This is a genomic window from Desulfofundulus salinus (genome assembly GCF_003627965.1).
Taxonomy (GTDB): Bacteria; Bacillota; Desulfotomaculia; order Desulfotomaculales; family Desulfovirgulaceae; genus Desulfofundulus; species Desulfofundulus salinus.
Genome location: NZ_RBWE01000001.1, coordinates 1,721,443 through 1,735,176, shown reverse-complemented (window position 1 = coordinate 1,735,176; position 13,734 = coordinate 1,721,443). Strand labels below are relative to the sequence as shown.

Genomic DNA, 13,734 nt, shown 5'->3' with positions numbered 1-13,734 from the left:
ATGTTTTATCTGTTGTTAGCATTGATTAATTTCTGAAGGCTTTTTCTCACCTGTTATGTTTACGGACCGGGCAGGTAAAAAACCCCGGCTCAAGAGCGCAATTTTATACTCCTCCTCAATTTTACGCACCATGGCTTCCACGGTAAAGTGCTGCATAACCCTTTGCCTTCCCTTCTGGCCCATTTCTTCCGCCTTCTGCCGTTCCAAAAGCAACTGGGCCAGGGTCCGGGCAAGGGCCTGGGGATCCCGGGGCGGTACCAAAAAGCCGGTTTCTCCGTCTACCACCACTTCCGGCAATCCGCCCACCCGGGTAGCTACCACCGGTTTTCCCGCGGCCATGGCCTCAAGGATGGTCAGGGGTAAACCTTCAGTGATGGAGGGCAGGACAAAAACATCCATCACGGCTAAGATTTGGGGAATATCCCGTTGCTCCCCGGTGAAAAAAAGCCGTCCGCTAAGCCCCAGGGCCCTGCCCTCCTCCTCCAGGACCTCGCGTAAAGGGCCATCCCCTACGACCACGAAATTCACCTGGTGGTCCCGGCAAAGAATGGCCGCGGCTTGAAGGAAGTAAGACACCCCTTTTTGTGGGGCCAGGCGGGCGATGGTACCCACCAGCTGGCCGAGGGGGGGCAGACCAAGGGAACGCAGTACCGCCCGCCTGTCAACCTCCCGGCGGAAGGGAGCCGGATCTATGCCGTTATGTATGGTAACCACCCGGTCCGGGTGCAGTCCTTCTTTTATTAAAAGCTCCTGCCTCAGGGCTTCCGACACGGTTAAAATGCGGTGGGTGTAGCGGGCCAGGAGTCGCTCCCCAAAGGCAAAGGCGGTTTTTTTCCAGGACGGCCAGAATTCATAGAAAATGGAGTTGTGAGCCGTCATAAAGACAACTGGAGTGCGAGCTACCTTTGCGGCCACCCGTGCCACCAGCCCTGCTTTGGAGCTGTGGGCATGCATAATGGTGATTTTCTCAGCCATCAGGGTATCCACCAGGATGCGCAAAACATGCCAATCAGAGCGGGGAGAAAGTTCACCCGCAAGAGGTATGGGAACTACCTTTATCCCCAGGTCTGCAATTTCCTGGGCCATATTTCCAGGCGGGCAGGCTACAACAGGCTCAAAAAATTTTTTATCTCCCAGAGACAAAAGGGAAAGCAGGTGATTTTTCATGCCGCCCCTGGCCGGGCGAATAACATGCAGTACCTTAAATTTGGACACGCTTCTTCTCCCCTAGGTACAATTTTTCAAACGGCCAGACTTTTACCATTTACTTTACCAGCATTCACCAGTATTATTCCCCCCCGTTCTTTTTTATTCGCTACGGCAAGGGAATTTACCTCCTGCAGATCAAAAGCACGGTTTTTTTAAACCGTGCTTTGCAACAGGGCCTTTGGGGTTTAATCCCGAAGCAAGCCGTGGTGCTGTCGGCGCGAAGCACATGAGTGAGCGGGAAAACGCCGTGCCTTAAGCGGGTTGACTGAACTTGACCTGCCGGTCAGCAAACAAGTTTGTAGAGGTACAGCCTAATACTCTGAGATGGCATTTGTGGGGCAGCTTTCTACGGCCTCATGCGCCTGATCTTCCAACTCCGGGGGTACTTCGTCTACAATGGCATGAGCTTTATCTTCATCGTTCCAGTCAAATACTTCAGGACAAGTGTCCACGCAGGTGCCGCAGCTGATACAGAGATCCTGGTCCACTTCAACGCGCATGATTATCGCCTCCATTGTTGGTTTTTGCTGAAGCACTATTATTCTTTGTCCCGGTATAGCAAAATTATGCTTTTTTGAAGGCTTGAGTGTTACGGTAAAGGAATTTGCAAAAGTTCCCCCGGGTAAATGCGATCAGGGTTGGTCAACCCGTTAAGCCGGATGATTTCCGCTACCGATGTATTATAACGGCGGGCCAGCTCCCAAAGGGTTTCCCCGGGGCGTACCCGGTGCAGGAAAAAAGAAGAACCACCGCTCATCCAGGTTACCAGAACCCGTCCCTCCCGGCTGCCCACCACCAGGCGGCCGTTAGCGGTAAAAGCCAGATCATTAACCGGAACTTCTACCGTTATCGCCCGCTCGGGTGACGGGGAGACCACCGGCACGGGGTAGATAAAGATATGCCCTTCGGGGGTTCCCGCTACCAGCACCTCCCGGTCGGCCAACCTCCCCACGGCCAGGGCTGATATGGCGCTTCCCAGGTCATCGGTGGTGAGTACGGTAGAAAGGGTTTCCCCCACTGCCACTATCCGGACCCGCCCGTCATCGCCACCCCAGGCCAGATCCTCCCCGGGGGCACCTGTTAATCTCCCGGATGCCATGGCCGTCAAGCCGGCGGGCAGTCGTTCCAGCAAGGGCCCGGCCACAAAGCCCCTCTCCGTATAGGAAAAAGTAACGATGCCCCAATTGCCTGCTTCCAGGAAAGCGACTGCAATTAAGGGTAACATCCCGGTTCGCTCGATTACGGTTACTTTCTGCGGTGCCCCGGGCACCAACCGGATGGCCAGCAGCTGGAGATTCATTTCCACCTCTGGCCTTCCCGGCTGTTCATAAACATAAAAAGCACCTGCGCCCTCGGCGGCGGCTACGATTTCCAACCGACCGTCCCCATTCACGTCTCCCAGGGCCAAACTGACGAAGCGGGCCTCGGGTTCCGGCGGAGTACTCCAGAAGGAAATAATAGTTTCCCCGCGGGCCGACCAGGTCAGGATCTGGTCCAGAGTGCCGGCAATAATCTGATCCGGCGTAAAGTTCCCCATTCCCACTGCCAGGCTTAATACTTCCGCCGGTACATCGATGGTACTCAGCAGGCGATAAATATTATTTTCGGGTACGAAAACGGCTATGCGGCGCCCGGTGGTCGCCACCACGTCCCCCTGGTTGCTGATGATTCTCCCGCTCCCCACCAGCACCGGTCCCCGGTTAATCCGGGCTTTCCACTGCGGATCCTTTCCATTAGCCATTGTCCTTCGCCCCCTCAGTAAAATTCCTCACCCACAAAGTATGCGCCAGTTGACCAGCAGGTATTTTTACTGAAGGGTGTAGTGATACTTTGTTCCCGCGGGGTGGCACTCAAGGCATAAAAATAAAGGCGAGCATGGCTATTGACATACCCGCCTTGCAGAGATGATGCCAGTAAGCCGGTTAACTTTTTGAGTAAACCCTGCTGGCACGGCACAATAAAACCCAAAAGTGTATTCATTCCTGTTATTAGAACCGGTAGCGACCCGCTAAGGCCCGTAAAGATTCCGCCAGCTCACTAAGACTGGCCGCCGCAGCGCTGAGTTCTTCGACCGTGGCCGTTTGTTCCTCGCTGGCTGCAGCAATATTTTCCACACTGGCGCTGATCTGTTCGGTGCTGGCGGCCGCATCCTGCACCTTTTCAGCCAGTTCTTCGATCTGGCGGGTGATTTCCCGGAATAAGCTTCCTGCTTCGGAAACCACCGTCAAGCTTTTGGCTGTTTCCTGCCGGCCGGCATCCATGGCCGTAACCACTTGCTGAATCTCATGCTCTACTTCCTTGATGATCTCTCCGATTTCCGTTGCAGCCTGGCCGGACTGGCCGGCCAGCTTTCTCACTTCCTCTGCCACCACGGCAAAGCCGCGGCCATGTTTTCCGGCCCGGGCTGCTTCGATAGCCGCATTTAATGCCAGTAAGTTGGTTTGATCGGTAATGCCGGTAATGAGATTAACAATCTGGGAAATACGACCAGAAGCCTCTCCCAACCGGCCGACCATAGTGCCAATTCTCTCTGTCGTCTCCTCGGCAACACGAATCTGATCCTCCGCCCGCTCCACGGCCGCCAGCCCTTTTTCCGCATGATTTGCTACCTTCCGGGCCATATCCGCCACCTGCTGAACCGTTTTGGCGGCACTTTGGGAACCGTCTGATACCTGGTTAATGGTAGTGGTTGTCTCCCCTGCAGTGGCCGCCACCTGCTGGGCGCTGGCATTTACCTGTCCGGCTACATCAGCCAGTTCACTGGAACCCACCGCCAGGCGTTTTAACATGTCCCGCAGGGCTTCCGTCATTTCGTTGAAGGCGGTCGCCAGCCGACCGGTTTCGTCCCGGTTGCGCACCACCAGTTTTTCTCCGGTAAGATCCCCTGCCGCAATTTCTCCCGACCTTGCTTCAAGAAGGGCAAGGGGACGTTTAATGCTTAGAGTAAGGAAGGTGGCAAAAGTCAGACCAACCAGCAGGGCGACGACTACCAGGAGTACAGCAGCACTCCTGGCCCGGGCCACGATAGCCTCTAACCGATCGGTTTCCGCCTGTACCTTGCGATGAAGCTGTTTATCCAAAGTCTCAGTTGCTGTAAGGAATGCGTTGATACTCCCCGTACGATGCTTTACCCACACCTGGACGGCTGCCTCGGCGTCATGGTTGTTCGCTCCGGCAGCCGCCAGTTCAAGGCTATTATTTTTAAGAGCGATTAAGCCCAGCATTGCCTCTTTTGCCTCGTTAAACTTCGCCCGCATGTTCCGGTAAAGAACCGTAACATCCTCTCCTTCAATATAAGCCTCTAAGGCGGCCAGCTTCTTTTCGGCTAAAGCCAAAGATAGCTCGCAGTTAACCTTCTCCTGGCTCTCACCAGTAATGGCATAGCCCCGGGCTCCAATTGCCGCTTTCTGGGCCAGGATCATGGCCTGGTCGGCCTCCAGTGTGGCGCGGATTGTACCGTCTAAAACATTCCGGTAAATTGTTTCCGTCCGGTTCAGGCTAATCAGTGCCACGGTTGCGGTGGAAACCAGCAACATCAGGATCAGTCCGAAACCAAAAGCCAGTTTGGCACCGACACCAAAACGGATCCGGTTAATAAACGTGTAATATTTACACTTCCGGCACTGGCCGATCTTTTCGGCCATGGTTCCCTGGGTTTCACCACGGCACAGGGTTCCCGTTACTTCCCAGCACTCGGTGCCGCGGTTTTCTTTAAAGGCAGGACAGGTCTGTTTCGTGGTTTCGTTACATTTTAATACTTCCCAGCAGTTTTTCCGTGCCATTGTATGTCATATCCCTTCAATAGTATTTTCTCAGGTTGGCATGGAGGGTGCTTGAAAATTTATCAGAGCGTCAAAAGCAATCTTGATTTGACTGGTTCGAAATTTTAGAGGTTAAAACTCCGGCCAGAAGGATTCTTTTTCTTTACAGAAAAATACATGCGTCAAGAGCCTTATATCAACTCTACTTAAACGACCAATTCATCGGCCAGTTTTTTCAGTTGCGCAGCCACGGCACCCAGTTCGTTGACGGCGGCGTTTATCTCCTGGGAGGAAGCCGCCTGCTGTTGAGCTGCCGCAGACATCTGCTCAACTGAGTGCGTCAACTCCATAATGGATTGCTGCATATCATGTAAAGTCTGCATGATTTCTTTAACCGAACGTTGGGTATCCTGGGAAAGTTTGCGTATTTCGCCGGCTACCACATTAAAACCCCGCCCGGCGTCACCCACCCGGGCTGCTTCAATGGCCGCGTTCAAACCCAGCAGGTGGGTCTGCTCGGCAATTTCCTGGATGAGGGCTACAATATTATCGGTTTTCTTAATCTCGTTTCTGATATTCTGAGCGTTACTGTTCAGGTTTTCCGTGGTGGCTGCAAGTTCTTCCGCGGTAGCGGAAAGGTTGGTGATGGCCATGGTAATGGTGTTGACCTGGTTTTCCATTTCTTTTGACGCCGCTACCAGATTTTCCTGGCGGGTAATGGGAGTGGTCATGCTCAGAGCACCGACTATTTTACCCGTCTTGGCGTCGGTAATAGGACAAGAAATACCGATATATGGTATGCCGTAGACCTCTTTTCCCACCCGTGTGACTTGTCTTTGGCCGGTGCGCAGAGCCAGAGCCGTTACGCTGCCTTCTTTGACGATATCCCCTGCTTTTAGGGAAAGGCCTACACGCCCCGGATCGCAATATATATACCGTTCCAGGTCCGAGACGTATATACCCACCTCTTCACCCAGGAGCCCCTTGATAAAAGGGGCCAGCTCCAAGGTACAGTCAAGCAGATCGCGTTCTGCTTGCTCTGGCTGGTCAACAGCCGTTTTTTCCTGGGAAACTGATAATGATTCTTCCGGAGGCACAGCAGGGGTTGATTCTATTTTTTTCTGGCATGCTTTTTTATTGTTCAATCGGGACAGGATCATGATGGCATTCTCCTTCCTTTTTAAGTTAAATTTTCATTAGCAAACCTCAAGTATTATATCGGCGATTTCTTGTGAAAAATGAGGGTGAGGGTGGTGAATGCAAATAATTTGTGCAGGGGAGAAATCGTGTGTTATGAAGCAGTGGTACGCAGGAAAAAGCCGCAGGGGAAAAATATCCAATTCCCTGCGGCAATCATTCCTTCCGCAACTCCGTCCGGCCTTATGCTAAAATAAAAGCCCGCACAGCCTTATTTATGCGGCCTTGCGGGCTTTCCTTTGGTCGGAGCGACACGACTCGAACGTGCGACCTCTACCACCCCAATTTAAAGCGGCGTGTTTTTTCTGGTCTCTTCTAATTTTATCCATTCCCCGGAAGCCTTGTCCCGCAAGGGATTGAGGCTTTTTTGTTTCCTTTTGTTTCTCTGTCTGCCTTTATGTATTTTCATCTTTATTGTGGTCAAGATTGTGGTCAAACGTTTGTTCACAGAACCACCCCGAACCTCTTTCTTACAAAGGCTTTCGTCTTTCTTATCAGCGTTTCGTAATCCTCCACCCCCGCACTCCACAACCGGTTTATCTCCTTCTTAACCTCTTCATGCCGTTCCCGGTTATTTTTGCCGTCCAGCATTTTGTAAAAGTAAGCGATGGCCTTCTGTTTTGGCCGGGTACTTATGCACCGGCGTTTATGCGTGGCGTTGTAGTAGTTTCCATGAAGAGCGGGAAGGCCGCAACCGCAGGCGCAAGTCTTGCTTTCCTGGGAGCCGAAAACCGAATAAGCCAGGACGTAGGTAAACAGATTTTCCGGTGTGATGTGAAAGGTCAGGCTATCCTTCTGTGCCCTTATGTTGATTCTGGCATACTTACCCAGCCATTGCGCAGCATTCTTCCATGCTTGCGTCTTGAGCCATTCGATGATTTCTTCCCTGCTTGCTTCCCCCGGCGGTGTAGGAAAAACAGGCCAACTGCTTCCGCTATGAAAGTTGAACCCGTTTTTGTTCGGTGTAGGGTAAAACGTTTTGGGTTTCTCCCCCATCATATTGTGAACATAGACCGCTATTTTGAGCGGATTAATGACGTTTTCTACGCCAATATCAAACCCTTCCGGGTGAAGCGATGGAAGAATGCTGTAAGCGATTATGTGAAAACTCCAAACCAAGCGCAGGATCTCCCGGAGAGGGGCTTCTTTTTTATTCAAGAGGGGGCCATAGGAAAGATAGAAACCTTTTATTTCTTCCGCCGCGTCCATAGTGTAACCGCAATTAAGCAAAGCGGCCACTGCCCGCCCCCCTTCCACCTTTTTCCTCCCCGGCCCGGAACGCCAGCAAAGGTACGTTTCGGTCGGCTTAATGTCGGGCCTTTCCCCCGCTACCTTTTCCATTGCGCTTGCAAACGCCGAAAGGCGCATGGCCGTTTCGAGCGGCAAAGGCCTTTCTTCGGTCCAGGCGGAAGCGCACACCGGAACGGAAAACTTCTTCGGCACTTCCACGAAGCCAGGAAACACGGTTGTCCCTCCTGGTTTTCATCGGTTTTCACCTGCATTATATAATATCAGATGAGAGTAAGACAAGCCGTTTACAGGAGGGTGACTTTGCATGCGGACTGCCAGCAACCGACTGAATCTCAATGATGTGGGCGATTTCATCGGCCCGCGAGAGGTAGCGCGGATTCTCGGCATTGCCGAGGCGAGAGCCTACCAGCTCGTTCGGAGTCAGGGGTTTCCCGCGAAGCAGATTGGCCGCCGGTGGATTATTAATAAACAGGCTTTCATCGATTGGTGGAATCGGGAAGCAAAATAAAAAACCCCGGCGGCGGCCGGGTGGACGAAAAGGGGATGTGGAGCAACTTGTGATGGAGGCGATGCTCTCTATGCATAGTATAGCACGTTCCCACGATGTTTTTCAGCTGACCAGGGAAATTCCTCTTACCGATGTGGCCCGGCGTTATGGCCTGGAACTGCGGCGGGCTGGCAGCCGGTGGTTGACCAGGTGCCCTTTCCACCAAGACAACAACCCGTCCCTGGTCCTTTTCCCTGATGGCAGATGGCGTTGTTTCGGATGCCAGGCCCACGGCGATGCGACGGACTTGGTGTCCCGGTTGTTTAACCTGCGGCCCATCGAAGCGGCCCGGCAAATATGCCGCGACTTTGGCCTGCCGGTGAATAACCGGCCCCTTTCCTCGGAGACCAGGCGCAAAACAGAGGAAGCGGCCCGCCAAAGGGAGATTGAGCAGGCTTTCAAGGCCGACCTTGAGCGGATTCGCCAGCGGTTGGCCATGCTGCACCGGTGCATTTTCCGGAGCCTGCGGACGCCCGAGGATTACAAACGACTGAGTAGACTCGTCCACGCCCAGCCCCTCTTGGAATATGTGTTGGACGAGTTAACGTCCCGAGACCCGGCCCGGCAGGTGGAGGCCTGGCGGTATGCCCGGAGGTGGTTCCCGTGGGTTGTGTGACGGAGCTTCTGACCCAGGACGAGCAGGCGGAATTGTTGACCACCGTCGAGGATTGGCCGGACCCGGAGCCTCTCGGGACTTATCTACTGCCTGTGGAAAAACTTCCCCCAGAAATAATTCCAGAACCGTTCAGACCGTGGGTAATGGACGTTTCCTATCGGATGCAGTGCCCCGCCGACTTTGTTGCCGTTCCTACCATCATTATGACCGGATCAATAATCGGCACGGGATGCGGGATAAGACCCAAAAAATATGACGATTGGCTTGTGGTACCCAACCTTTGGGGTGGTCCTATAGCCCGACCCGGAAAGTTGAAGACCCCCGCACTCGCGGAGGCTTTAAAGCCCTTGGTCCCATTGGAGGTGCGTGCGCGTAAAGAATACGAAGCCGCGATGAAAGAATATGAGGCGGACAGAGAGCTTTTCAAGGCGCAGAAGGAAGCCCTTAAATCAAAAATGCTAGAAGCAACGAAGGGTAAGAAAAAGACCGAGGGACTATCTTTGGCAGAACTGCGCCAGCAATATCTAAACCTGAAGGAGCCTGAACCCCCCGTCTGGAGGCGCTACCGAACGAACGATGCGACAATCGAGAAGATGAGCGAATTGCTTTCGGAAAACCCGCGTGGAATCCTCCTGTTTAGAGATGAATTAATCGGCTTACTGGCAGGTTGGGACAAAGAAGGTAGAGAAACGGACCGTGCCTTTTATTTGGAGGCGTGGAATGGTTACGGGAGCATGACCACCGACCGCATAGGGAGGGGGACGATCCACGTGGACAACCTTTGTGTGTCCATCCTGGGCGGTATCCAGCCGGCGAAACTACTGGCCTACCTCCACCAGGCAATGAACGAATTAGAAAACGACGGCCTAATGCAAAGGTTGCAGTTGCTGGTTTTCCCCGATGAACTCGGGGACTGGGAACTGGTGGACCGTTACCCTGATAAGAAGGCACAGGAACTAGCTTTTAAGGTGATTGAGCGCCTGGATAAGATGGACTTCGTGGCCTACGGTGCCCGACTGGACGAGGGCGAGAGAATTCCATACTTTCGTTTTGATAACGAAGCCCAGGACCTTTTTTACGAATGGCTGACAGAGCTCGAGAACGAGAAACTGAGGCGGGATGACCCTCCTGCACTGTTAGAGCATCTGAGTAAATACCGCAGCTTGATGCCGAGCCTGGCCCTCATTATTCACCTGATCGACATTGCGGCAGGTGCTGCGGAAGGTGATGTTTCGCTTAAAGCAGCAAAGATGGCCGCAGCGTGGTGCGATTACCTTGAATCGCACGCCAGGCGGATTTATGGCCTGGTGGGAAGTGTTGGCCAGCGGGCGGCGGCGGAGCTGGCAAAGAAAATCCAAAAACGCGTTTTGAAAGATGGTTTTACTGTGCGGGATGTTTACCGCAAGGGATGGTACTTGCTTAACAGCAGGGAACTGGTCCAGGCGGCATGTGATGAGCTTGTGGATGCTGGCTGGTTAAAGCCGGTGCCCGAAGATGTTCCTGGACGGCAGCCCAAAATCGTGTACCGTGTGAACCCAAAAATTTTCCCGTAAACGCACCCGGAAGGTACCGACATTGGTGACGTTGGTACCTAATGAATGACAGCGTTGCCACTTTATAGTGACCTATGTCACCAATGTCAGTACCTTACCGGCCGTTTGAGGAAAAATTTTTTTGAGAGGTGCATGCAGGATGGTTTGGGATAAGAGATTTCTCAAGACTCCCCTTTGGAACGGTGACAGAGTAAAGGGTGCGTGGCAGGAGTGTTGCGACAAAATCTTTCCATATGCGTTTTTTGCCAGAGGTAGGAAATATGGCGAGTACTACTGTGACCTGCTGCCCGTCCAGCGTGCAGGGTTTTCACTTACGGAAGAGGGCAGGTACGAAATTGCCGGTGTTTTTGAGGCGATGTTTGCCCGGTGGTGTATAGATAAAAAACTCCCCAGGAGCAAACAGACTGTCGTTTATGGTAACGGCCCAACCATTATTTCTATTGCCCCCTGCCCGGTGGGTGAAGAGGCATACATTCATCAGGCAATGTGTCGCATATTCGCCAAACACCTGCGGCTATCGGGAGGGGAGATTGAAAAAATTTACCCCCAAACGCCCCAGGCACGTACCGACATTGGTGACGTTGGCGACTAACATATGCCAGCAATACCGTATTTTAGTGACCAACGTCAGCGGTGTCAGTACCTTACCTGACCCTTTTAGGGAAAATTTTTGTGGGGTAGGTATGTAAGGGGGGTAAAAGCGATGGGGAAATGGTTGGCCGAGTTTAAAATTTCTCCTCAAACGGCCATACTTGGTGACGTTGGTACGTTCGACCCCCGCCAGGCCGAAGCCCTGTTCCGGGAGGTCCTTGAACGGGCGAAAAACACCTACGTCACCGGGTCCATACCCTGGGCCGAGAAGCACCACCCGGAGTTGGTGGAAGCCATCACCGAAGCAGAGCAACAGTTTGACCGGGCATATCGGGCCAGGGACATGGCCGGCTGCCGGAAGGCGGCACAGGTTTTCGAGAGGGCCATTTGGGACGTGGTTACAGCCTACCGGGATCAGCGACCGCTGACGGCGGACGAAGTCATTCAGATGTTCGGCTGCGACAGGACCTGGAACCTTACCGATGAGCAGGCGCAGGTGCTGGACACGATTTTTGCTTCCCCCCTGCCCGTGGTGGAAGCAGCCGGGAAACGGTGGCATTCCCCCGAGGGGTGGCGGACGCATGCGGCTGATTGAGATACGGCTTACCAGGTGCAGGCTGTTTCTCACCGAAACGGAACTTATCTCCCTGCTGGCCCGCGACCCCGAGCTTTGGAAGGCGGCCATACGGCGCGGCAAGGCCATCATCCGGGCGCGGGAGCGGAAACAACGAACCGGCCCGGCCAGGCCGTTAACATATGGGGCGGCTGGGTCTTCCCGGCCCCCCCACTAAACCGGCACACTAAATGGCTTTATGCTATGCAAAGGAGGAAAATTTAATGGGAACCAACCAAGTGCGGTACTTTAGAGAAAAAGCGGGCTTATCAGTTAGGGAACTGGCACGAAAGGCCAACCTCCACCCCGCCTGGGTGTTGCAGGTTGAGCGGGCGGAAGACTCCTGGGGACGCACACCGTGGGGATACGACACCGACAGGAGGTTTGCGGATGCCCTGGGCGTCAAGCTGGCAGACCTGTTCAGTGACTACCGCCCCCCGGAGAGACCCAAAGAGAAACCTCCCAGAGTGGACAAGACCGAAGAAGATATTGACGAAACCATAAAAGTTTTAAACGAACGGCGCCAGACAGCCGGCAGGTTCATCGACGAAAGAGATGTGTGTCATTATGAGGAAACCTCTCCTGGCGTCATGCAGGGATTTGGCGACTTCCACCACTGGCAGCGGCTGCAAAAGGCGCGGCAACAGGCCGTGACATAGATGGCGGCCGGGGAAACCTGGCCGTCCACTTACCCCCGAAAGAAAGGAGGGTTGCACATGGACTTCAAGCGAAGGTTTGAACAGGCTGGCGAAAATCCGTTTGTGGCCTGGAGGAAAGAACAGGGCTTAACCCGCGCGGAATTGGCCCGATTGCTCGGTACGTCGTACAATGTCGTTTACAGCTTGGAGAAAGGCCATTATCCTGCCCCCCTCCCTGAGCGGCTGGTATACGCCATCTACAAGGCCGGACTTCCCTTTGAGCTGATTACGGAATATACGCGCTGGCGGCGGGGCGAACCGAAGGAAGGGACGGTGCATTGATAATGCCCTACCGGAACAAAGAAAAACAGGCGGAATACTTGAGAAAGTGGAGACAAAAACGCCAGCAGGAGCGGGTAAAGCAAAGCAGGTACATTGTCAGGTTGCTTCTTTCTACATATGTTTCCAATAACCCACGCAGGTACAGAGAAAAAGTGCGTCATTTCCTTCCCCTGGTTTTTGGTAGGGTGCTAACCCCTGACGAGGAAGCCGTCTTGCTTAACCATTTTGACTTTTCCCCACAAAAATTCTTGGAGGCCCTGGTTGTCTGCTGGCGGGAAGGCTACCGCCGGGACATAGACCCGCTGGAGTTTTTGCAAGGCATATTGTTTTCCCCGGTATGGGAAACCTGCTCGGAATGCGGCCGGCCCTATCCCAGGTAAAATAAGCCGGGCGCTTCTGCCCGGCAAATGCTTCGTCCCCGGTTACCGCCGATACCAGGGGATAAATTTTTCCCCAGGCTTTTTTGATTTAAACCTGGACTTCCTCCGTCCGCCGGAACCCTTCTTCTTTTTGCCGGCAGAAGGAGCCATCAACTTCCGGACCTCTTTTTCTACGGCAGGATCATACGGCCACACTTCGCAGGAACACCCGGGGCACTCCCAGAAGGTGTCTCCCCGCAGCTTTTGTTGAGCCATTGTTTCCCCGCAGAGCGGGCATAAAACTGTCCTCTCCATGCCTGTAGTGTATCATAACGAGGGAGGGTTTGAAACGTGCGGGAGCGGGAAACAAAAATGGCAATGGCCCGGAACTTCCGGAAGGCAGGCATGGCACTCCGCGAGATAGCCGACAGGCTGGACGTCTCCCGCGAGACGGTGAGGTTATGGCTTTCCGACACCGACCGGGCTTTCCATGAAGACATCCGGGAAAAAGCGAAGGCCAGGCCAAGGCAGGCCATTGGCAAGAAGAAGCCCCGGCAGCTTATCACCCCTTCTTGCTTCAGGGGGGTTACTCCCTGGTGGACGATAGCCCCGCCGGTGGTCCTGGTGGACATCCCCACCGGCCAGGTGTTGGTCTACCGGTGGCCCCTGGAATGACGCAGGACGGCCCTGAGAGCAAGGGTTATTGAGCGGGCAAGAGGGAATACCTACTCGGTTTTTTCATGGCCTTATAGGGCCTTTTACAGCCCTCCAGCGGCCCTTTCCCGGCCCGCCCCATTTCCGCCGGAACCAACCCTGGCTTTCGGGTGCGAATATTGCGAAGCACGTTTCGCACCAGCAGCCAGGGTGGAAACAGGAGGCATACCCTGACCGGTCACAGGTAAGTTTTAACTGCTGTTTCCCTGGACTGCCGTTCCCTACCCCTTTTTCTGCTACGCTGGCATAGCTGTTTCGTGCGAACAAGCCACACCGGAGCAGGCGGGAAGCAAAAGGCCCGCCAAACCCGCATAAAATGCGGCCTCCAGGGGAGAAGGCCCCG

Annotated in this window: 16 protein-coding genes; 10 read left to right on the top strand and 6 right to left on the bottom strand. The window is 54.0% G+C overall.

The features are described 5' to 3' along the window. Window positions 1-15 precede the first annotated feature (15 nt). The 6 genes from D7024_RS08860 to D7024_RS08835 form a co-directional block, all read right to left on the bottom strand. Window positions 16-1,215, bottom strand: coding sequence for a glycosyltransferase family 4 protein (locus D7024_RS08860; protein WP_121451467.1), 1,200 nt, complete (start codon window positions 1,213-1,215; stop codon window positions 16-18). Between the two features lie 305 nt (window positions 1,216-1,520). Then, window positions 1,521-1,709 (bottom strand): ferredoxin, encoded by a 189-nt coding sequence (locus D7024_RS08855; protein WP_072870099.1) that lies wholly within the window; start codon window positions 1,707-1,709, stop codon window positions 1,521-1,523. Window positions 1,710-1,798: 89 nt separating this feature from the next. Further along, window positions 1,799-2,950, bottom strand: coding sequence for a LysM peptidoglycan-binding domain-containing protein (locus D7024_RS08850; protein WP_121451466.1), 1,152 nt, complete (start codon window positions 2,948-2,950; stop codon window positions 1,799-1,801). Window positions 2,951-3,197: 247 nt separating this feature from the next. After that, a complete protein-coding gene (locus D7024_RS08845; RefSeq protein WP_121451465.1) occupies window positions 3,198-4,991 on the bottom strand; it encodes a methyl-accepting chemotaxis protein in 1,794 nt (597 codons plus the stop codon). A gap of 185 nt (window positions 4,992-5,176) precedes the next feature. After that, entirely contained in the window at window positions 5,177-6,130 is a 954-nt protein-coding gene (locus tag D7024_RS15375; RefSeq protein ID WP_121451464.1) for a methyl-accepting chemotaxis protein, read from the bottom strand. Between the two features lie 481 nt (window positions 6,131-6,611). Beyond that, the gene (locus D7024_RS08835; RefSeq protein WP_121451463.1) at window positions 6,612-7,631 is read right to left on the bottom strand and encodes a hypothetical protein; all 1,020 of its coding nucleotides are present in this window, start codon (window positions 7,629-7,631) and stop codon (window positions 6,612-6,614) included. Window positions 7,632-7,722: 91 nt separating this feature from the next. On the opposite strand from D7024_RS08835, the gene D7024_RS08830 reads away from it, so the two are divergent. From D7024_RS08830 to D7024_RS08780, 10 genes are all read left to right on the top strand, one after another. Beyond that, window positions 7,723-7,926: a helix-turn-helix domain-containing protein gene (locus D7024_RS08830; protein WP_073167520.1), complete on the top strand. Its 204-nt coding sequence runs from the start codon at window positions 7,723-7,725 to the stop codon at window positions 7,924-7,926. 70 nt (window positions 7,927-7,996) lie between these two features. Then, on the top strand, window positions 7,997-8,581 hold the full coding sequence (locus D7024_RS08825) for a CHC2 zinc finger domain-containing protein (RefSeq protein WP_165859320.1): 585 nt from the start codon (window positions 7,997-7,999) through the stop codon (window positions 8,579-8,581). Between the two features lie 35 nt (window positions 8,582-8,616). After that, on the top strand, window positions 8,617-10,134 hold the full coding sequence (locus tag D7024_RS08820) for a YfjI family protein (RefSeq protein ID WP_125185642.1): 1,518 nt from the start codon (window positions 8,617-8,619) through the stop codon (window positions 10,132-10,134). A 139-nt stretch (window positions 10,135-10,273) separates the two neighbouring features. After that, a complete protein-coding gene (locus tag D7024_RS08815; protein ID WP_121451460.1) occupies window positions 10,274-10,726 on the top strand; it encodes a hypothetical protein in 453 nt (150 codons plus the stop codon). Window positions 10,727-10,837: 111 nt separating this feature from the next. After that, window positions 10,838-11,320: a hypothetical protein gene (locus D7024_RS08810; protein ID WP_121451459.1), complete on the top strand. Its 483-nt coding sequence runs from the start codon at window positions 10,838-10,840 to the stop codon at window positions 11,318-11,320. Then, window positions 11,307-11,516 (top strand): hypothetical protein, encoded by a 210-nt coding sequence (locus D7024_RS08805; RefSeq protein ID WP_121451458.1) that lies wholly within the window; start codon window positions 11,307-11,309, stop codon window positions 11,514-11,516. Before D7024_RS08810 ends, D7024_RS08805 begins: the two co-directional genes overlap by 14 nt. Before the next feature lie 46 nt (window positions 11,517-11,562). Then, window positions 11,563-11,997, top strand: a complete 435-nt coding sequence (locus D7024_RS08800) for a helix-turn-helix domain-containing protein (RefSeq protein ID WP_165859319.1) — start codon at window positions 11,563-11,565, stop codon at window positions 11,995-11,997. Between the two features lie 57 nt (window positions 11,998-12,054). After that, on the top strand, window positions 12,055-12,318 hold the full coding sequence (locus D7024_RS08795; protein WP_073167516.1) for a helix-turn-helix domain-containing protein: 264 nt from the start codon (window positions 12,055-12,057) through the stop codon (window positions 12,316-12,318). Next, a complete protein-coding gene (locus D7024_RS08790) occupies window positions 12,315-12,698 on the top strand; it encodes a hypothetical protein (protein ID WP_121451456.1) in 384 nt (127 codons plus the stop codon). Before D7024_RS08795 ends, D7024_RS08790 begins: the two co-directional genes overlap by 4 nt. A gap of 330 nt (window positions 12,699-13,028) precedes the next feature. Then, entirely contained in the window at window positions 13,029-13,352 is a 324-nt protein-coding gene (locus D7024_RS08780; protein ID WP_121451454.1) for a helix-turn-helix domain-containing protein, read from the top strand. Window positions 13,353-13,734 lie beyond the last annotated feature (382 nt).

What these genes read in the sequence shown, in the direction of transcription:
- D7024_RS08855 (WP_072870099.1), bottom strand. Translation starts at nt 1,709, where the DNA reads ATGCGCGTTGAAGTGGACCAGGATCTCTGTATCAGCTGCGGCACCTGC.
- D7024_RS08850 (WP_121451466.1), bottom strand. Translation starts at nt 2,950, where the DNA reads ATGGCTAATGGAAAGGATCCGCAGTGGAAAGCCCGGATTAACCGGGGA.
- D7024_RS08845 (WP_121451465.1), bottom strand. Translation starts at nt 4,991, where the DNA reads ATGGCACGGAAAAACTGCTGGGAAGTATTAAAATGTAACGAAACCACG.
- D7024_RS15375 (WP_121451464.1), bottom strand. Translation starts at nt 6,130, where the DNA reads ATGATCCTGTCCCGATTGAACAATAAAAAAGCATGCCAGAAAAAAATA.
- D7024_RS08830 (WP_073167520.1), top strand. Translation starts at nt 7,723, where the DNA reads ATGCGGACTGCCAGCAACCGACTGAATCTCAATGATGTGGGCGATTTC.
- D7024_RS08825 (WP_165859320.1), top strand. Translation starts at nt 7,997, where the DNA reads ATGCATAGTATAGCACGTTCCCACGATGTTTTTCAGCTGACCAGGGAA.
- D7024_RS08815 (WP_121451460.1), top strand. Translation starts at nt 10,274, where the DNA reads ATGGTTTGGGATAAGAGATTTCTCAAGACTCCCCTTTGGAACGGTGAC.
- D7024_RS08810 (WP_121451459.1), top strand. Translation starts at nt 10,838, where the DNA reads ATGGGGAAATGGTTGGCCGAGTTTAAAATTTCTCCTCAAACGGCCATA.
- D7024_RS08805 (WP_121451458.1), top strand. Translation starts at nt 11,307, where the DNA reads ATGCGGCTGATTGAGATACGGCTTACCAGGTGCAGGCTGTTTCTCACC.
- D7024_RS08800 (WP_165859319.1), top strand. Translation starts at nt 11,563, where the DNA reads ATGGGAACCAACCAAGTGCGGTACTTTAGAGAAAAAGCGGGCTTATCA.
- D7024_RS08795 (WP_073167516.1), top strand. Translation starts at nt 12,055, where the DNA reads ATGGACTTCAAGCGAAGGTTTGAACAGGCTGGCGAAAATCCGTTTGTG.